General features: G+C 28.6%; 18 protein-coding genes and 1 riboswitch. Of the genes, 8 read left to right on the top strand and 10 right to left on the bottom strand.

Going from position 1 to position 20,700, the window contains the following annotated elements:
- Window positions 1-86: 86 nt before the first annotated feature.
- Genes N4A48_RS11370 through ribD form a run of 5 tightly spaced genes read right to left on the bottom strand, consistent with a single transcriptional unit; the run spans window position 87 to window position 4,206 of the window.
- A complete protein-coding gene (locus N4A48_RS11370; RefSeq protein WP_293666124.1) occupies window positions 87-740 on the bottom strand; it encodes an HAD family hydrolase in 654 nt (217 codons plus the stop codon).
- Between the two features lie 8 nt (window positions 741-748).
- Complete coding sequence (ribH, locus tag N4A48_RS11365; RefSeq protein ID WP_293666122.1) at window positions 749-1,216, bottom strand: 6,7-dimethyl-8-ribityllumazine synthase; 468 nt, start codon at window positions 1,214-1,216, stop codon at window positions 749-751.
- A 1-nt stretch (window position 1,217) separates the two neighbouring features.
- Complete coding sequence (locus N4A48_RS11360) at window positions 1,218-2,426, bottom strand: bifunctional 3,4-dihydroxy-2-butanone-4-phosphate synthase/GTP cyclohydrolase II (protein WP_293666121.1); 1,209 nt, start codon at window positions 2,424-2,426, stop codon at window positions 1,218-1,220.
- Between the two features lie 25 nt (window positions 2,427-2,451).
- Window positions 2,452-3,102, bottom strand: a complete 651-nt coding sequence (gene ribE, locus N4A48_RS11355; RefSeq protein WP_293666120.1) for a riboflavin synthase — start codon at window positions 3,100-3,102, stop codon at window positions 2,452-2,454.
- A gap of 3 nt (window positions 3,103-3,105) precedes the next feature.
- On the bottom strand, window positions 3,106-4,206 hold the full coding sequence (gene ribD, locus N4A48_RS11350) for a bifunctional diaminohydroxyphosphoribosylaminopyrimidine deaminase/5-amino-6-(5-phosphoribosylamino)uracil reductase RibD (RefSeq protein WP_293666119.1): 1,101 nt from the start codon (window positions 4,204-4,206) through the stop codon (window positions 3,106-3,108).
- Between the two features lie 181 nt (window positions 4,207-4,387).
- Window positions 4,388-4,504, bottom strand: a riboswitch (FMN riboswitch).
- Window positions 4,505-4,678: 174 nt separating this feature from the next.
- On the opposite strand from ribD, the gene N4A48_RS11345 reads away from it, so the two are divergent.
- Window positions 4,679-4,957 carry a hypothetical protein gene (locus N4A48_RS11345; protein ID WP_293666118.1) on the top strand — a complete coding sequence of 93 codons (279 nt, stop codon included), beginning with the start codon at window positions 4,679-4,681 and terminating at the stop codon, window positions 4,955-4,957.
- Window positions 4,958-5,036: 79 nt separating this feature from the next.
- Here N4A48_RS11345 and N4A48_RS11340 read toward each other — a convergent pair whose 3' ends face one another.
- The 3 genes from N4A48_RS11340 to N4A48_RS11330 form a co-directional block, all read right to left on the bottom strand.
- Window positions 5,037-6,032: a lipoate--protein ligase gene (locus N4A48_RS11340; protein ID WP_293666116.1), complete on the bottom strand. Its 996-nt coding sequence runs from the start codon at window positions 6,030-6,032 to the stop codon at window positions 5,037-5,039.
- Window positions 6,025-7,728, bottom strand: coding sequence for a dihydrolipoyl dehydrogenase (lpdA, locus tag N4A48_RS11335; RefSeq protein ID WP_293666114.1), 1,704 nt, complete (start codon window positions 7,726-7,728; stop codon window positions 6,025-6,027). Before lpdA ends, N4A48_RS11340 begins: the two co-directional genes overlap by 8 nt.
- 71 nt (window positions 7,729-7,799) lie before the next feature.
- Complete coding sequence (locus N4A48_RS11330; RefSeq protein WP_293666112.1) at window positions 7,800-8,153, bottom strand: carboxymuconolactone decarboxylase family protein; 354 nt, start codon at window positions 8,151-8,153, stop codon at window positions 7,800-7,802.
- A 344-nt stretch (window positions 8,154-8,497) separates the two neighbouring features.
- Here N4A48_RS11330 and N4A48_RS11325 point away from each other — a divergent pair, with 344 nt between their 5' ends.
- From N4A48_RS11325 to queC, 6 genes are read left to right on the top strand one after another with little or no spacing between them, the layout of a single operon-like run.
- Window positions 8,498-9,496: a 2-hydroxyacyl-CoA dehydratase family protein gene (locus N4A48_RS11325; RefSeq protein WP_293666110.1), complete on the top strand. Its 999-nt coding sequence runs from the start codon at window positions 8,498-8,500 to the stop codon at window positions 9,494-9,496.
- On the top strand, window positions 9,497-10,258 hold the full coding sequence (locus N4A48_RS11320) for an acyl-CoA dehydratase activase (RefSeq protein ID WP_293666108.1): 762 nt from the start codon (window positions 9,497-9,499) through the stop codon (window positions 10,256-10,258).
- Window positions 10,259-10,277: 19 nt separating this feature from the next.
- Window positions 10,278-10,709, top strand: a complete 432-nt coding sequence (gene queD / locus N4A48_RS11315) for a 6-carboxytetrahydropterin synthase QueD (protein WP_293666107.1) — start codon at window positions 10,278-10,280, stop codon at window positions 10,707-10,709.
- Window position 10,710: 1 nt separating this feature from the next.
- The gene (gene queE, locus N4A48_RS11310; protein WP_293666105.1) at window positions 10,711-11,376 is read left to right on the top strand and encodes a putative 7-carboxy-7-deazaguanine synthase QueE; all 666 of its coding nucleotides are present in this window, start codon (window positions 10,711-10,713) and stop codon (window positions 11,374-11,376) included.
- Window positions 11,377-11,381: 5 nt separating this feature from the next.
- On the top strand, window positions 11,382-11,969 hold the full coding sequence (gene folE, locus N4A48_RS11305; RefSeq protein ID WP_293666103.1) for a GTP cyclohydrolase I FolE: 588 nt from the start codon (window positions 11,382-11,384) through the stop codon (window positions 11,967-11,969).
- 20 nt (window positions 11,970-11,989) lie between these two features.
- A complete protein-coding gene (gene queC, locus N4A48_RS11300; RefSeq protein WP_293666086.1) occupies window positions 11,990-12,658 on the top strand; it encodes a 7-cyano-7-deazaguanine synthase QueC in 669 nt (222 codons plus the stop codon).
- 95 nt (window positions 12,659-12,753) lie between these two features.
- On the opposite strand, the gene N4A48_RS11295 is transcribed toward queC, so the two are convergent.
- Complete coding sequence (locus N4A48_RS11295) at window positions 12,754-14,355, bottom strand: sensor domain-containing diguanylate cyclase (RefSeq protein WP_293666085.1); 1,602 nt, start codon at window positions 14,353-14,355, stop codon at window positions 12,754-12,756.
- A 188-nt stretch (window positions 14,356-14,543) separates the two neighbouring features.
- Window positions 14,544-18,806, bottom strand: coding sequence for a 2-hydroxyacyl-CoA dehydratase (locus tag N4A48_RS11290; protein ID WP_293666083.1), 4,263 nt, complete (start codon window positions 18,804-18,806; stop codon window positions 14,544-14,546).
- Between the two features lie 321 nt (window positions 18,807-19,127).
- Between N4A48_RS11290 and N4A48_RS11285 the strand changes: the two genes are divergently transcribed.
- Window positions 19,128-20,381 carry a methyl-accepting chemotaxis protein gene (locus tag N4A48_RS11285; protein ID WP_293666081.1) on the top strand — a complete coding sequence of 418 codons (1,254 nt, stop codon included), beginning with the start codon at window positions 19,128-19,130 and terminating at the stop codon, window positions 20,379-20,381.
- Window positions 20,382-20,700: the final 319 nt, after the last annotated feature.

Raw genomic sequence — 20,700 nt, 5'->3', positions numbered from 1 at the left:
TATACATTAGTTTATCATATTTTTATATTTGTAAATAAAAAAAGTTCCCTAGATTTTATTTGTAAAAATCTAGGGAACTTTTCTATTTATAAAATATTCATCAAATCATATATACTAGATATTTCATAATTAGCATTTATAAGCTCGTCCTTACTACCATAACCATAATTACATCCAATTGTATTTACTTTATTTTTTATTCCACACTCAATATCCTGAATACGATCTCCTATAATAACCATTTCAGATGGATATTTATTTTTGATTTTTTCAATGATTTCATACTTAGGAATATGATTATATTCCTCAGAGCACACCAATTCTTCAAAATAATCATCTAAATCGAATAGCTTTCTAGCCATATCTTTATAATATATGCCACAGTTACTAATAAATACAAGTTTGTATTTTTTATCTTTTAAATATTTTAGAACATCTATTGCTCCATCATATAACTGAGCTTTATTGTTAGATAGTTGGTTAATCATTTCTTTACCTATAATCTTACTTGCTTTATTTCTTATATCCTCATCTAAATCTGGCATAAACTCTTTCCACATATCTTTACTACTAAAGCCTAGCCAATATGATATTTCCTTATCAGTCCACTGTCTATCTTCTGCAAATTCATTATCAACTAAATATTGATATGCCTTTCTAAATGCTGGAGCATATATTCTTATACTCTTATGTAATGTTCCATCATAATCGAAGAAAATGGTTTTTATATTTTCAAGCATATTAGTGTTTATCCTTCTAAGTCTGATAGTAAATTTGCCATTTCAATTGCAGTTACAGCAGCTTCATATCCTTTATTTCCTGCCTTTGTTCCAGCTCTTTCAATCGCCTGCTCAATAGTATCTGTTGTAAGAACTCCAAATACTACTGGTACTTCTGTCTCTAGAGAAACACTTGCTACTCCTTTAGTTACTTCATTTGAAACATAATCAAAATGAGGAGTTGCACCTCTAATAACTGCTCCTAAGCATATTACTCCATCATATTTTTTAGAATTAGCCATCTTCTTAGCAACAAGTGGTATTTCAAAGGCACCTGGAACCCATGCTATTTCAATATTTTCTTCATTAACTCCATGTCTTTTTAATCCATCAAGTGCACCTGATAATAACTTTCCTCCAATAAATTCATTGAATCTTCCAACTATTATTCCAAATTTTTGTTCTTTTGCAACTAATTTTCCTTCATAAATTCTCATATTATTTTTCCTCCTTAAAATTTAGCATATGTCCCATTTTATTCTTTTTTGTTTTTAAGTAAAATTCATTTTTTTCATTGTGATTCATCTGTATTGGAACTCTTTCTACAATTTCTATACCATATCCTGAAAGGCTAGATATTTTTTTAGGATTGTTTGTCATAAGTTTTACTTCTTCTATACCTAGATTGCAGAGTATTTGAGCCCCTATTCCATAATCTCTAAGATCATCAGGAAATCCTAATGATAAATTAGCTTCCACAGTATCCATTCCTTCATCTTGTAGGGCATACGCCTTAATCTTATTTATTAATCCAATACCACGTCCTTCTTGGCGCATGTATAATAAAACTCCTCTTCCTTCTTCTTCAATTTTTTTCATTGCTTCTGCATATTGATCTCCACAATCACATCTTAAAGATCCAAAAGCATCTCCTGTAAGACACTCTGAATGAACTCTAACAAGTACAGGTTTGCCATCATCAACATTGCCTTTTACTAGCGCAACGTGGTGTTCTTTATTCAATTTGTTAATATATCCAATCATTTTGAAGTTACCATACTTTGTAGGTAAGTTAGCTTGAGTTACTCTTTCTACTAAAAGTTCATTTTTTCTTCTATATGCAATTAAATCTGCTATTGTTATTAGCTTTAAGTCATGTTTTTTAGTGTATTCGATTAATTCAGGAACTCTTGCCATTGTTCCATCTTCATTCATAATTTCACAAATTACGCCTGCTGGATATAAACCTGCAAGCTTAGCTATATCTACTGCCGCTTCAGTATGACCAGCTCTTTTAAGTACTCCACCTTTTTTAGCTACTAATGGAAATATATGTCCTGGTCTTGTAAAATCATTTGAAGTAGTTTTATTATCTATAAGTTTTTGAATTGTCATAGCTCTTTCTTTAGCAGATATTCCTGTTGTTGTGCTTGTTGCGTCTACAGAAACTGTAAAAGCAGTCTCTTTTGGATCAGTATTATTAGATACCATAGCGTGAATATCTAGTTCACTTAACCTTTCTTTAGACATAGGAGTACAAATAAGCCCTCTACCGAACTTTGCCATAAAATTGATAGCTTCTGGTGTAGCTTTCTCTGCTGCCATCAAAAGATCTCCTTCATTCTCACGATCCTCATCATCAACTACAACAATCATCTTTCCATTTTTAATATCTTCTATTGCTTCTTCTATAGTATTAAATTTCATTTATGATTCACCCCTATTTCTAAGTTTACATAAAACCATTTTTTGCTAAAAAATCTAAATCTATTTTAGTTTCCTTTTTTTCATCTTGTTTAAACGATAAGAGTCTTTCAATATATTTCCCCATCATATCACATTCTAGATTTACTTCATCACCAACTGTTTTGCCAAGTAAAGTAGTCTTATCTTTTGTAAGTGGTATTATTGAAACCTTAAATATATCTAATCCAGCATAAGCTACTGTTAGGCTAGTACCATCTATTGCTATAGAACCTTTTTCAATTATATATTTCAAAATATTACTTGAAGCCTCAATAGATACCCATGTAGCATTGTCTTCTTCTTCTATTTTCTTTATCTTACCTACACCATCTATATGGCCAGAAACGATATGTCCACCCAATCTATCATTAATCTTTAAAGCTCTTTCTAAATTTACTAAGCTTCCATGTTTTAAGTTATTAAGATTACTTCTTCTCATAGTTTCAGGCATGACATCAACAGTAAATGAATTTTTCGTAAATTCAATAACAGTAAGACAAACACCATTTGTACTTATGCTATCGCCTAATTTAACATCACTTAGTATCTTTGTTGCACCTATTGTAATCTGAGCTGAATTTAATCCTTTTTTAATAGTATGTATAGTTCCTATTTCTTCTATTAATCCAGTAAACATCCATTATTCTTCCTTTCTTAAATAGCCTTCAATCATAATGTCTTGGTCAAACATTTTTGATTGAATATTTTTTAGCTCTATAGAATCCTTAATATAATCTATTCCAACACCACCTATTGGAGTTTTTGCATTTTCTCCACCTATAATCTTTGGTGCAATAAATGAGATTACCTTATCTATACATCCTTCTTTTAAAATACTATAATTTAAAGTAGAACCACCTTCTATTAAAATACTATCAATCTTCATTTCTCCAAGTTTTTTAATTAGATATCCTAAGTCTACTCTGTTGTTCTTTAATGGAGTTATAATTACTTCTGCTTTTTTTTCTTTAATTAATTTAATTTTATCTTTGTCTGCTTTTTCTGTGGTTGCAATAATAGTCTTTACTTTTGAATCAAGGTTTAAAACTTTTGATTCTAAAGGTATTCTACATTCTGTATCTACTATGATTCTAACTGGATCAGAACCTTCTTTATCTTTTAATCTAGTTGTTAACGAAGGATTATCTGCCAAAACAGTTCCTATACCAACCATTATTCCCGAAACTTCATGTCTTATTTCATGAACATATTCTCTTGATTTTTCATTAGTAATCCATTTTGAATCTCCTATATTCGTTGCAATTTTTCCATCTAATGTCATCGCAGTTTTCAAAATACAAAATGGTAATTTCGTTGTTATGTACTTTATAAATATTTCATTTAATCTTCTTACTTCTTCTTCCAATATACCTACAGTAACTTTTATACCCTGATCTCTTAAAAGTTTTATACCCCTGCCTGCTACTATTGGATTAGGGTCCATCATTCCTATAATAACTTCCTTAATTTTCTTATCTATAATCAATTTTGCACATGGAGGTGTTTTCCCAAAGTGCGAACACGGCTCTAATGTAACGTACATTGTTGCTCCTGCAACATCCTCAGAAGATGTATTAATAGCATTTACTTCTGCATGATTTCCACCGTAATATTCATGATACCCTTCTCCAATAACTCTACCTTCTTTTACAATAACAGCACCTACTAAAGGATTAGGACTGGTATATCCTCTGCCTTTAAATGCTAATTCAATTGCTCGTTTCATATACTTGCTGTCCATATAATCACCTCTATTCCCCTTAGTATTATGCTCATACGTATGTTCATTATATTTACCATAATTATCTAAATGTCCAAATTTTATACTTTTTCTTCATCAAAAAAACTCTGAAGATATTTATCTTCAGAGCTTAACAGTCTAATTAATATTATAAATAACAATTGTTCATTGGAAATAATCAATCTATCTTCTCTCATCCAGACTTTACTGTCGGTCTTGGAATTTCACCAAGTCAACCACATTGTGGTTCGTGGACTTTACCACCGGTCGGGAATTTCACCCTGCCCTGAAGATTTATTTAATTTTCTTAAATTTAACACATAAAATTATTTTTGTCAATAAATACTCTTAAGATTTATATTTTTATATTATTAATAAATTTTTAAATCATAAATGGTTATAATTTAAATATAAGAAAGTTTTAATATCTTAATTTAGATTTTTAATAAAAAAAAAAATTAGGAGGAATACTATGTTTACTGATATAAAGGAAATGAGAAAAAAAAGAGAGAATGGAATATATGATTTAACACTTGAAATCTCAGAAAGAGAATATTTTAAAGTGTATGAGGATGTTGATGATAAAATTGCAGACAATTTAATTAAGCAGTATTTAGTGAATGTTGATGATGATGCTAGATTTGACAATGTAAAAATCAAACACAATAAAGATAGACATACGATAAGATTAACTAGTGAACTTCATTACTATGGAAATGATCACACCGATTATAATATAAACAAAAGATAGAAATCAAATTAATTCAGATGGAATTTTTATTCCATCTGAATTTTTAATTAAAGATAACCTATCTATTTTTAGGAGCATATTATCCAATTTTACTTTTTAACCATTCTTCTATTTCAAAAATCATATCTTTTTCATCAATCCTACACCTTATATTATTTAATTTTTTACAAATAGACTCCATCTTAAATGGTATTTTTAATAATTCATTTTCTATATCCTTAATTAAAACACTATTCATTGCATCAGAGTAAATAACTAGAGAATCAATTATACCGTTCTTTAGATTTAGATTCAGATCTATTTCCCCCCATTTAAACCTATTGACAAAGTTTATATCAAACTTAGGAGTTTGCCCATATTTCCATTCCCAAGAAGAATATTTTTTATATAAATCCTGTATATCCTTTTCATCCTTTATATATTCTATATTTAGATCACCTTTATAAATTTCAACAAAACTATTTATAAGGCTCTCTTTTAATTTTTCGATTGTTATATTATCGTTAATAGTTTTTAAATTTACTACTCTAGAACAAACTGATTCAATTCCTTTAGAAGCAATCTTTTCTTTTGATACTTTTAAGTATTTACTTAACTTATCCATATTTGCATCAACGAGTATAGTTCCATGATGATATGACGCATTTTCTTTTTCATAAAATGCATTTCCTGAAAACTTTTTTTCGCCTACTAATATATCATTTCTTCCTGAAAACTTAGCGTTAATGCCTAAATTATTAACAGCTTTAAGGATTACACTTAGCTGTTTTTCTAAATTATATGATTTTTTATCCATAACAAAAGTGAAGTTCAAGTTTCCAATATCATGAAAAACGGCCCCTCCACCAGATAATCTACGAGCTATTTTCCCACCATCTTCTTCAAAATCTTTACACATACATTCTTTCCATGGATTTTGATTTCTTCCTATTACAATAGTATTTTCATTTTGCCACAGATATAATATTATTTCATTGTCTTTAACTTGGCTTAAAAGATGTTCTTCAACAGCTAGATTGTGCCAAGGATTATATGATGTTGAACATATTATTTTAGTTGAAATATTATTATTCAAAGTGTATAGCACCACCTTCTACATTCAATACTGCTTCATGTATTGATTCCGCAGTTGTTGGATGCGCAAATATAGTTTCTGTTATTTGCTTTGTAGTAAGTTTATTGTTTATACATAATGTTACAGAAGCTAATAAATCTGTTGCATGTGCTCCTATTATAGTACTACCTATTATTTTTCCAGTTGATTTTTCTTTTATTATTTTAGCAAAACCTTTTGCATCTCCTAATGTCAATGCTTTCCCATTAGCAGACATAGGAAATTTTCCAACTTCTATTTCAATTTCTTTTTCATTTGCTATTTTTTCAGTAATTCCTACTACTGCTATTTCAGGTTCAGTGAAAATAGCACTTGGAACTGTTGAATAATCAATAGTTTTATTTTTTCCTAAAATATTATCAATTGCAATAATACCTTGGTGCGAGGCAACATGAGCTAATTGTATTATATTTGTAACATCTCCTATAGCATAAATATTTGGTATACTTGTCTGCATTTTTTCATTAACCTCTATACCTTTTTTATTATCATTCATTTCAATACCTAATTTTTCAATACCTAATCCTTCAAAGTATGGTTGTCTTCCAACTGAAGCTAATACTTTATCACATGAAATATATTTTCTTTGCTCATCTTTAATAAATGAAACTACACATTCACCATTTTCAGTTTCATCTATCGATTCAACCTTTGAGCTAGTATATAATTTTATTCCATTTTCTTTTGCAATTTCACTTATTTCATAACATACATCTTTATCTAAAGAAGCTAATATCTCATCTGCATATTCAATAACAAAAACTTGTACCCCAAAGCTTGCATAAATAAAAGCAAACTCCATTCCTATAACGCCTCCACCAACTATTGCTAATTTATTTGGTAAGTCTGTCATATCTAAAGCTTCCTTACTTGTTAATACATACTTAGAATCTATACCTTTAATAGACGGAACTGATGCTTCTGATCCCGTAGCAATTATTATATCTTTAGTTTTTATAGTTGTTTCTTTTCTATTTGTTTTCACAAGTACAGTATTTTTATCTATAATTTCACCTTTTCCATCAATCTTTTGTATGTTATGTTTCTCTAATAAGTACTCTATTCCATTTTTAAGTTGATTTTTAATGTCATCTTTTCTTTTGATAACTTTTTCCATGTTAACAGAAACATTCTCAGCAAAAATACCAAAGCTATCAGACTTTTTCATATTTCTATAAACTTCTGATGAGCGCACAAGTGCTTTTGTAGGTATACAGCCATGATTTAAGCAAGTTCCTCCTACATGTTCTTTTTCAATTAAAACAACTTTTTTCCCTTGCTTTGCTGCATAAATTGTTGCAACATATCCTCCTGGACCTGCCCCTATTATAGTTATATCTGATTCAATCTCTCCTTTTTGAGGCTTTATTAAATTATTAAAATAATTAAATCCACCTGTTTTTGAAATCTTATCTTCAGTTTTTACTCCATCTACTTTAAATAAAACATCACCTATATTAACAATTTGTCCTTCATCTATCACAATTTCTTCAATAATTCCATTAGCATTAGATTTTACAGAAACATTCCCTTTTTGAGATTCAACTTGAAGCAACACATCTCCCTCTTTTATTTTATCACCAATTTTTACGTTTATCTTTCCTACTTTTCCATTCTTACTCTCTCCAGATAATTGTTCAAGTTTTATTTCAATCATTATTGGCGCCTCCATTCAAAAAAAATAAAAGGCAGTTAAAATATCTTCTGCCTTTTTAGAGTCTTTATGTATTATTTAAAATCTTTTTCAAATTCATCAATTGAATCTTTTAATAAAGTTACAGTGTATGCCACAGCAGGTCCTCCACCAAAAGCTACTGATACCATTGCAGCTTCGATAATTTCTTCACGAGTAGCTCCTGCTTCTAATGCTTTATATGCATGAAATACTATACAGTATTCACAACGATTATAAACTGCAATAGCTACACTTATTAATTCTTTAGCTTTTGTATCAAGTTTTCCAGGTTTATAAGCTTCTCCTAACAAATTCATGAAAGCGTTTACCTGTTCTCCATTAGTCTTACCTAAATCTTGTAAACCACCCATAAATGCATTTAATAGTTCTCTTGGATTTTTTTTCACTCTTATATACCCCCTATTTTTATAGTTTTCATAATAATTGTAATTGAAACTATTAGTTTAGTAACTTTAATTGTCTAAATTATAACATTGTGTATTTAAGAAATCAATACTATAATACATAATATTACATTTATTGATTAATATAGGGTGTAAAATAAATATATACTTTTCATTTTCTCTTTAAAATGTTATTATAATTTATATGAATAAATTAAGACAGTTCGTAACCATCCTGTCTATAAACAAAACTAGGACCAAATTACCTTAAATGGTAGTTTTTTTGTTTATGGGGCAGTTATGCCCTCTTTTTGTGTCCTTTTTTAAATTTAAGGAGGCTTTACTTGATGAAAAAAATAGGTTTAACGACTACAGTTCCTGTTGAAGTACTTATAGCAGCAGGATATACACCAATAGATTTAAACAATCTCTTTATAACTTCCAAAGATTATTACAATTATATTGATATAGCAGAAAGAGATGGTTTCCCTAAAAGTATGTGTGCATGGATAAAAGGAATCTATGGAGCTTGTATAGAGAATGGTATAAAAGAAATAGTTGGAGTTATGGAAGGAGATTGTTCTAATACTAAAGCTCTTATAGAGATATTAGAACTTTCAGGAATTAAAGTCTACCCTTTTTCATTTCCACACAATCATAAAAAAGAAGATGTAACAAAAGAAATAGATAATTTCATGAAAACTTTTAATGTAAATTTACAGGAAGTTGAAAAAATAAGAACTACATTAAATAAAGTAAGAGACCTAGCTAAGAAAATTGATAAATTAACATATATAGATGATAAAGCTAATGGATTTGAAAATCACCTTTATCAAGTAAGTTTAAGTGATTTAAATGGAGATATTGACGCTTTTGAGTCTAATCTTAAAGATGTTATTTCTAATATAGAAAAAAGGCAACCTCTAAATAAAAAACTTAGATTAGGATACGTTGGTGTTCCTCCTATGACTGCTGATATATATGAATTTGTTGAAAACTTTGATGCATCTTTTGTATATAATGAGGTTCAAAGAGAATTTGCTTTTCCAAGAGCAGATAAAGCTGAGAATCTATATGATCAGTATTATGATTACACATATCCATACGATACTGAGTTTAGAACTATAGAATTAAAGAAACAAATCAAAGAGAGACAATTAGATGGGATAATCCATTATACTCAAGCTTTTTGCTATAGAGCGGTTGAAGATATAATCCTAAAGCAAAAGCTAGATATTCCAATTCTTAACATTGAAGGAGATAAGTTAAATACCTTAGATGCTAGAACAAAACTTAGAATTGAAGCTTTTCTCGATATGCTATCTGATTTAAAGGAGGAAAAGTAAATGAAAGTTTTAGGAATAGATCTTGGAAGCCGAGAAGTGAAAATTGCAGTAATGGAAGATAATAAAATAATTAAAACACTAAAAGTTAGTACAATGTCTTTTTATAGAGACTACTGCAATTATGATGGTAAAGTTACAGTAGATTTAGATAAATTAAATATAAGTGATATTGATATAGCTGTATCTACAGGATACGGTAGAAACAATACTGACTTAAATAAATTCACCCCTATAAATGAGATAAAAGCCCATGTTTATGGAGGATTTTATCAAACAGGCTTAAAAGATTTTATACTCCTTGATATAGGTGGACAAGATGTCAAAGTAGTTAAGGTTGAAAAAGGAATTACAACAGATTTAGAACTTAATGAAAAATGTGCCGCTTCATGTGGCAGATATTTAGAAAATATGGCAAATGTACTTGAAATCTCTGTCGATGATATGAGTAAAGAATACCAAAACCCAGTAGAGCTAAATTCAACATGTGCAGTATTTTCTGAATCTGAGTTAATAGGAAAAATAGCTGAAGGCATTAGCATAGAAAGTTTGTGTGCAGGAGTTAATTATTCATTATATAAGAGATTAAGACCCCTTCTGACAAAGTTTAAAGGAAGAAAATTAGTTTTAACTGGTGGAGTTGCTAATAACTCTGCTATACAAGAATATTTAAAGAAGGATTATAATGAGATTATATCAGTTAAAAATCCTCAATTTAATGGAGCAATAGGATGTTGTTATTATGGAAGTAGGTTCATAAAGTAAATTTAGGAGGACGACATTAATGTATATTTTAAAAGCAGAACACAGTTTTGATAGTGCTCATTTTCTTGCAAATTATGAAGGTAAATGTAGTAATATTCATGGTCATAGATGGAGAGTTATAATAGAAGTACAGTCAGAAGCATTAATCAATGGAGGACAGTTGGATGGCATGGTAATAGATTTTGGAGATTTAAAAAAAGATGTTAAAGAAATAGTTGATTACTATGATCATTCCTTAATTATACAAGAAGGTACTATGAGAAAAGAAACTTTAGAGTATCTATCTCAAGATGGGTTTAGAATACTAGAAGTTAAATTCAGACCAACAGCAGAAAACTTTTCATTCTTTTTCTTTAATTATATAAAGGAAAAAGGATACAATGTAAGAAGAGCTACTGTTTATGAAACCCCTACTAATAGTGCTACCTATGAAGATTGCGAGGTGAAATAGCATGGATTTTAAAGTAGTTGAAAAGTTCGTAAGTATAAATGGAGAAGGCCGCTTATCTGGTCAATTAGCTATATTTATAAGATTTGCAGGATGCAATTTAGATTGTAGTTATTGTGATACAAAATGGGCTAATAAAGAAAGTGCTGAATATGAATTGATGAGTGAAGAAGAAATATATGAATATATAAAATCTACTAAGGTTAAGAACGTTACATTAACAGGTGGTGAGCCTTTACTTCAAAATGGTATTATAAAATTATTAACTTTATTATCAAAAGATAATGATCTTTCAGTTGAAATAGAAACAAATGGTAGTGTATCTTTAAAGGAGTTTATAAATATAAAAAATCCACCAAAGTTTACAATGGATTACAAACTTCCTTCAAGTGATATGGAAAACAAAATGTTAGTTGATAACTTTAAATATCTCACTAAGAATGATACAGTTAAATTTGTATCAGGTAGTATTACAGATTTAGAAAAATCTAGATATTTAATTAATCAATATGACTTATCAAATAATACTAATGTATATATAAGCCCAGTATTTAGTAAAATTCATATGACTGATATAGTTGAATTTATGCAAAAATACAATATGAATGGGGTTACCCTACAGGTACAACTTCACAAAATTATATGGGATCCTAATGAAAGAGGTGTATAGATACAATGGGTATTAATTTAAAAGAAATTGAAAAGCATATAAGAGGAATTTTAATAGCTTTAGGAGAAAACCCAGATAGAGAAGGTCTAAAAGACACTCCTAAACGAGTTGCTAAAATGTACGAAGAAGTATTTAAAGGACAAGCTTATACAAACCAAGAAATTGCAGATATGTTTGGTAAAACATTTGAGGATGATTTGAGTATAGATAAAGATAATAATGATATGGTTTTTATGAAAAATATTGATATATTCAGTCATTGCGAACACCATTTAGCTTTAATGTACAATATGAAAGTAGCAGTTGCATATATTCCAAAAGATAAAGTTATTGGCCTTAGTAAAATTGCTAGAATCGCAGATCTTGTTGGACGCAGATTACAGCTTCAAGAAAGAATAGGAACAGATATATCTGAGATTATACAAATGGTAACTGATTCTGATGATGTAGCAGTTATAATTGAAGGTGAACATGGATGTATGACAACTAGAGGTATAAAGAAAACTAATACCCAAACAGTAACAACTACATTAAGAGGAAAATTTAAAACTGATCCGACTTTACAAAACACTTTAATGATGATGTATAAATAGCGAAAGGAAAGGTATTTCATATGAATATAGAAGTAAATAAAGAAAAAGCTGTAGTAGTATTTAGTGGAGGTCAAGATAGTACTACTTGTTTATTCTGGGCAAAGAAAAAATTTAAGGAAGTTATTGCAGTATCATTTGACTATGGTCAAAAACATAGACTAGAATTAGAATGTGCTAAAGATATCTGTAAAAAATATAATGTAGAACATCATTGTCTAGATTTAAATTTATTAAATCAATTAGCACCAAATTCTTTAACGAGAACAGACATAGAAGTAGATAAGGATTCTCCTCAAGATGGAACTCCAAACTCATTTGTAGATGGAAGAAACTTATTATTTTTATCTTTCGTTGCAATATTTGCAAAGCAAAAAAAAGCAAATCATATCGTAACGGGTGTATCTCAAAGTGACTTTAGCGGATATCCTGACTGTAGAGATGTATTCATAAAATCTTTAAATGTTACATTAAACTTATCTATGGATTTTCAATTCGTGATTCATACTCCACTAATGTGGATTGATAAAGCTGAGACTTGGAAAATGGCAGATGATTTAAGTGTACTTGATATAGTTAAAAACGAAACTTTAACGTGCTATAATGGAATCAAAGGAAACGGATGCGGAGATTGCCCCGCATGTAAATTAAGAAAGAATGGTTATTTGGAGTTTAAAAAATCATATAGATAATCATATTTATTTGATTAATCTAAAATAAATTGGATCAAAATACAGATTATATATTACTGTTTTAATCCAATTTATTTTTTGATTAATTTATAACCTTACTCTTTTACTTTTCTAATAATTGTAAGGCCTTTTTTTATTTCTCTTTTTTCATTATACATTTTTTCATCGGCAGAATTTATAATATTGTCAATGTAATTATTGTCATAGAAGTTGCATTCTTCTATGCCGTGACTCACACTTACAATATATAATCTATTCTCTTCATCATTTATTTTCTTATATTCATTATTTATACTTTCCCAAATACTTTCTGCTTTCTCTTTATTAATATCCATAAAAATTATAAGAAACTCGTCTCCTCCCATTCTTATAATGAAGTCGCATTTTCTTATATTCTTCTTAATACAACTAACAACCGTCATAATAAGCTCGTCTCCACCTTCGTGACCTAATGAATCATTCACATCTTTAAGTCCGTTAATATCAATAAAGCATATACTAACACAACCTTCATTACTTAAAACTTCTTTATATTCCTTGTCCAATTTTTTAAGACCTGCTCGTCTATTTAAAACACCAGTCATTTCATCATATTCAGAAAAGTATTTAATTTTTTCATTTGAAATTTTATTCATTGTCATTAAAATTGAATACACTATAGATACTATTAATATAATTAAAAAAGTCATTTTTTGATTATTAACTATACTAAAAAATACTTCAAAATAATTATTATCAAATAATATCCCATATTTACTATCCCTTGAAATAAATGAAACAGCTATCCAGTTGCCTTCTCCAAATACAATATCTGCATTTTCTAATTTTTTATTTTCATCAGTCTGAATGATACTTGAAAAAATATAAAAACTATCTTTAGTATTTAATTTTCCTTCCTGATTCTCCACTATATATTCCCATTCTTTAGGATATTCATTCTTAAAGCTAATGTGCTTTTTTTGCTCATACATGAAACCCCATTCTTTATATTTGTCTTTATTATAAATCCAATATCCATTCGAATCCAATAAGTAAGTTTCTCCTACACTAGTTTGTAATATATCTCTAAAATCATCCAATAAATATTTAGCATAATAGTTAAGAATGACTATTCCTTTAATATGTCCTTCATTATCAAACACAGGTGTTGATAGTCTCATCATCGGCTTTAGAGGTTGTTCAATCTTACTATTTTCAATATTCAAGTCCAATTTTGATATATATATTTGTTCTTTCTTTAAATTAATACTGTCTTTAAAATAATATCTATCTTTTTTATTCTGAAGCTCTTCCTTATTAACTATATATGACCCTTTATCAGAATAGTTAATTCTTATAATTTCATTACCTGAAATATCAATATAACGTATTTGATCATAAACTTTCTTTCTATTAGAGAAAAACTTCCATTGTTCAGCAATATCTGAGTATGTTATCTCGTCTGAACTATATAAATAAAATGAATCAGATAAAAACAAAAGGTCAGATATTACATCATAAATATCTTCTCCTAGTATATTTTTTTCTAATTTTACAATTCTATTTTCATTTTTTTCTATCTCTTGCTTCTTTAAATTTATAATATTATATTTAAAAACAGATGCTATCAATATAAATACAACACTTAATGTAGTAAATAAAATGCTACTGTATTTCAACATATACTTTTTTTTATCTATAAATCTGTCTATATTCATTAGCAGCAACTCCTCAAAATATTCTGATTATCCTTTCTATAGTTTAAATTCTAACTCAACCTATTAAATAATATATACATATATATTATTTAATATTTTATAAAAAGGCAACCAATTAATACTAAATTACATAATCTGTGAATTGTGCTACTATATGTCATCATCTTTGCAAGATACATAGAATCTAATTAATCCACATTCACTATTTCACCTTCTTCATACAAATCTATTTTCTCTAAATTTTTGAATGCTACCGAAAGCATTAGCTTAATTCTATTAATCTGATTAACCTCACTTGCACCAGGATCATAGTCAAGTGTTAAAATATTTGAGTCAGGATATTTCTCTTTGATTGCTCTTATCATTCCTTTTCCTGTTATGTGATTAGGTAAACACCCAAACGGCTGCAGACACACTATATTATTAACTCCACTTTCTAGAAGTTCCATCATCTCAGCAGTTAAAAACCATCCTTCTCCAGCATGATTTCCCAATGAAAGAATCTTTTGAGCATCTTTAGCAAGCTCCTGTATAGTTTTTGGGTTTTTAAATCTCTTACTATTTTCAAGTGCTTCTCTAGAATACTTTCTAAAAGCTTCAATATAACTAATTCCCATATTATTAACTAAAGCCTTTAATTTACTTTTACCAAGATATTTACTCTTAAAGTTTGAATTAAATAAACTGTATAAAAAGAAATCAATAAAATCAGGAATTACTACTTCTGCCCCTTCCTCTTCAATAATTTTGACAATTTGATTATTAGAATAGGGATTGAATTTAATAAATATTTCACCAGTTATTCCTACCTTTGGTTTTTTAATATTATTTAACTCTATATTATCGAAATCTTCTACAATACCTCTTATAATTTCTTTTGATCTAAATAAATTTCCCTTTGTAATATTTTCTATACAAATCTTTTCCCATTTATCATGTAGCTTTTCTGTTTGACCTTTCACAACCTCATAAGGTCTTGTTCTATATATTAATCTCATAAATAAATCTCCATACAATATTGATATAATCATTTTATTTATCATACTAGGTGTAATTTTAAATCCTGGATTTTTTTCTAACCCTATGCCATTAAAAGATAGTACAGGAACATGTCCAAAACCTGCATCCTCTAGAGCTTTCCTTAAAATAGATATATAGTTTGTAACTCTACAAACTCCTCCTGTTTGTGAAATAATTATAGATGTATTATTTGAATCATAGTCTCCATATTTCAATGCACTTATAAATTGTCCAATAATTAATATTGATGGATAGCATGTATCATTATTAACATATTTAAGCCCTTCTTCCATGATTTTCTCATCAACATTTGGAAGTATCTTCAAATCATACCCGCAACTTTTTATTGCTTGCTCAAGTAATTCAAAATGTATCGGTGAGAGCTGAGGTGCAAGAATTGTATGATTTTTCTTCATTTCTTTAGTAAAAACAATCCTATCTCTGTGTTCTTTTAAAAGCTTAGGTTTAATGTTATTTTTCTCTCTTTCCTCAATAGCTGCTTTTAATGATCTAAGCCTTATTCTATTAGCTCCTAAATTATTGACTTCATCTATTTTTATTAAAGTATATATTTTATTATTATTTTCTAATATTTCTGCAATCATATCCGTTGCAATAGCATCTAAACCACATCCAAATGAATTTAGTTGTACTACCTCTAGATACTCTGTCTTACTTACAAAACTGGCTGCTGCATAAGCTCGTGAATGATATGTCCACTGATCTACCACTCTTAAAGGTTTATCAATCTTTCCTAAATGAGCTACTGAATCTTCTGTAAGTACAGCCATTCCTAAATTAGTTATAAGTTCTGGAATACCATGATTAATTTCAGGATCTATATGATAAGGTCTTCCACACAGAACTATTCCTTTTTTACCACTCTTTTGTAAATATTCAAGTGTTTCTTCTCCTTTTTTTCTTATATCACCTTTAAACTTTTCATTTTCTTTTAATGCCAACTTAAGAGCTATATCAATTTCACTTTTTTTAAAACCATAATCTTTAAAAGTTTCATAAAGAACCTTTGAAAGTGCTTTTTTACTTTCTAAGGTAACAAATGGATTTATAAATTCAATATTTTTCTCTCCTAAAATCTTCATATTGTTTTTTATAACTTCTGGATATGATATTACTAGTGTACAATTTAAATTATTATCACTATGATCAAATTCTTTATTTTCATAAAAAACACATGGATAAAATATCATATCTACATTTTTTTCAACAAGACTCATTATGTGTCCATGACTTAATTTCACAGGATAACAAGCTGACTCTGCTGGTATAGTTTCCATTCCCTTTTCATATATCTTTTTATTACTTCTTGGTGATATCTCAACCCTAAAACCAAGTTCAGTAAGAAATGTAAACCATAGAGGATAGTTTTGATAAATATTCATTACCCTTGGTATGCCTATAACAGCTCTTGCCTTATCTTTATCTAGTGGCACATACTCAAAAAGTCTTTTATACTTATAATCATATAAATTTGGAATATCATTTATTATATTAGATTTTCCACTTCCCCTCTCACATCTATTACCACTTATAAAGCTACTTCCATTATCAAATTTATTAATCGTAAGTAGACAGTTATTTGCACATGCATCGCATCTGAGATGATTAACTTCACTTTTAAAATTATTCAGCTTTTCTCTAGTTAATAAACTACTAATCTCTCCTTCAACATATCTTTCCTTTGCAATTAAAGAACATCCATATGCTCCCATCATACCAGCAATATCAGGTTTAATAACTTTTTTACCTAATATTAGCTCACAGCTTCTAAGTACAGCATCATTATTAAAGGTTCCTCCTTGAACTATAATCTTTTCACCCATATCTTCTGGATTCTTAATTTTTATAACCTTCTGAAGAGCATTATTTATAACTGAATATGAAAGTCCTGCAGATATATCCCCAACACTAGCTCCTTCTTTTTGTGCTTGCTTAACCTTTGAGTTCATAAATACTGTACATCTAGATCCAAGATCGACAGGTTCCTTTGCGAGTAATGCCATTTGGCTAAACTCTTCCACTGTCAAATTCATTGATTTAGCAAATGTTTCAATAAATGAACCACAACCTGAAGAACACGCTTCATTGAGCATTATATTATGTATTACTCCATTTTTGACTTTTAGGCATTTCATGTCCTGTCCGCCAATATCTAATATAAACTCTACTCCTGGTAAAAATCTCTCTGCCGCCTTATAATGTGCAACCGTTTCTATCTCTCCAAAATCTATATTTAAAGCACTTTTTATTAGCCCTTCTCCGTAACCTGTTACAGCAGAATTTACTATACTTGCATCCTTTGGGAGCTTATTATATAAATCTTTAATTACCTCTACCACTATTTTAAGAGGATGTCCTTCATTACTCCCATAGTGTGTGTATAGTATCTCATCTTCTTCACCCATTAAAAGTACCTTTGTAGTTGTTGAGCCTGCATCTATGCCTAAAAAGCAATTACCTTTATAACATGACAAATCTTCTTTTCTCACTGTTGCCATTGAATGTCTATTTCTAAATTTTTCTAATTCTTCTTCATTTTTAAATAATGCTCCTAATCTCTTAACATCATTTTTATTTCTCTTTTCTAGTTCTCCTAACCTATCATAAAGTTCCTTAAACTTATAAGGTTCATCTTTTATAGAACTCATAGCTGCACCTATTGCAACAAAATAATGTGAATTAGGAGGAAATATAACTTGCTCTTGGGTTAAATTTAAGGTTTCTATAAACCTCTGTCTTAATTCTGAAAGAAAATAAAGAGGCCCTCCTAAAAATGTAATTTTACCCTTTATTGGTCTTCCACATGCAAGACCACTAATTGTCTGTGTGACTATACTCTGAAATATAGATGCTGCTATATCTTCTTTTGCTGCTCCTTCATTCAAAAGCGGTTGAACATCACTTTTAGCAAAAACACCACATCTTGCTGCTATTGGATATATATTTTTATAATTCTTAGCAAGTTCATTTAAACCTGCTGCGTCGGTCTTAAGAAGCGATGCCATCTGATCTATAAATGCTCCTGTCCCTCCTGCACAGGCACAATTCATTCGTTGTTCAACTCCATTTTTAAAATATGTAATTTTAGCGTCTTCGCCTCCAAGTTCTATTGCAACATCTGTATTTTGAATAAACTTATCAACTGCTAAATTACAAGCGATTACCTCCTGAATAAAAGGTATATCAAGATTTTCTGAAACTGCAAGCCCACTAGAGCCACTTACCTTAAATGTAATATATTCTTCGCTAAACTCATTATAAACCTCTTCAATAAGTTCCTTTATGCTTTTTTTAATATCTGAAAAATGTCTCTTATATTTGCTATATAATATCCTTTTATTTTTATCAATCACTACAACTTTCACTGTTGTTGAACCAACATCAAATCCAACATGTAATATATTCTTCATACTACACCTCTTTCTATCAACTACCATATAGACATTTTTTCCAATTTTACGTATTTTATAATAAAAAAGTCTTTCTTCTGAAAATTTTTAATGTAGACTTTTTTGAAACTCATAACGGATTTTATATTTATCGACAATTTCAAGCTTTATTTTTTGAAATAGTAAAAATAAATAGGTATAATTGATTGGTATTTAAGCGAATTTTTAAAAAAATATAATATTTATATAAAATTTTTAAATCAAATATGATAAAATAATTTTTATAGAACTATTTTATATAAGAAGTAAAATATAGGGTGAAATATAAATTGGAGGTATGTTATGTTTAATTCAGTTAAAGCCAAATTAATATCAGTCACAGTGTTTTTTTCAATATTACCACTTTTTATAGTACAAATCAGTTTAAGTATGGGTTTAAGTAACAATGTTAACAAAAGTATTTTTATGGTTATTGCTATATGGATAATAATAGGTACTCTATTTTCAAATATAGTTTATAGTTACTTTATGAAAAGAGTGCATAAAATCGGGAAATTAATGGAAGAATGTGAAAATGGAGACCTTACTGTTAGATCTAACATTCAAACAAAAGATGTAGTTGGACTGTTATCAAATAGCTTCAACAGTATGATTTCGAAAATATCAAGTATTATAAATGATGTAGATGCAATGTCTGTAAATATGTCAGAATCTATAGACTTTATAAAAAACTCATCAACAACTTCTATAAATACATCAAAAGAAATTTCACATGCTATAGAAGATATAGCAAATGGAGCTACCTCCCAAGCTATACACGCATCAAATACAATCGATTTAAGTAATGATATGAGTCTTATGATGAATGAAGTTAATAACGTAATAAATGATAGTAGAGATCATTCTAAAATGGCTTTAGAAAATAGTAAAAAAGGTATAATGGTTGTTGATAAACTAGAAAAAAAATCAAATGAAACTGAAAACGCTTCAAAAGAAGTATCAAATTTAGCATATAAATTAAATGAAAAAATGGGACTTATTTCAAATATATCTGATTCTATAAAAAAAATAGCTGAACAGACGAATTTACTTTCATTAAATGCAAATATTGAGGCTTCTCGTGCTGGAGAAGCTGGAAGAGGATTTGCTGTAGTTGCTGATGAAATAAGAAAACTCTCTCTAGAAGTAGGAAATTCATCTGAAGAAATACACAACTTAATTAATAAAATTCAGGAAGAAACTGCTGCTACAACTACTAAAGTAGATGAAATAAGTTGTATAGTAGAACAACAAAACACAGCAGTAAAAGGTGCTAGAAATGTATTTAATAGAATAATAGGTTCTGTTGAAAATTCAAATGAAAAAATAGAAAATCTATATAAAGTGAATCATACTTTAGAAAATAAAATAAATGAAGTTATAGACTCAATAAATCAAATTGCATTAGTCTCTGAACAATCTGCAGCTTCATCAGAAGAAGTCAGTGCTTCAACTCAAACACAGCTTAACACTATAGAAGAACTTTCTTCTCAAATACAAATACTCGATACTCTTTCTAGTAAAGTTCAATCATCTATTCAATCATTTAAATTATAGTTTAAAAAGCCATAACATTGATTTCTATCAGTGTTATGGCTTTTTAATATCGTGAAAATAAATTTCAAAGGTCTATAACTTAGTTAAATCTACAACTTCTCCTCTATCAGTTTTTATTTAGTGATACTCAAAATATGGATAAATATGCCCATATCGAAATTCTTTACTATTTATTATATATTCTTCAATCTATACCAAGATAATTATTTTTAGAAAAATTAAAATCAGTTAATTTCTATAATAAAGATGACGATAAGAATATTAGAACATTCATCGAATATTGTCGAAATAATTTTTGAATTTTATTTTACACAAGGAG

It is taken from the genome of Tepidibacter sp. (genome assembly GCF_025210165.1).
In the GTDB taxonomy this organism is placed as follows: domain Bacteria; phylum Bacillota; class Clostridia; order Peptostreptococcales; family Peptostreptococcaceae; genus Tepidibacter_A.
The sequence above is the reverse complement of the archived record's forward strand: the minus strand, read 5'-3'. Positions and strand labels throughout refer to the sequence as shown.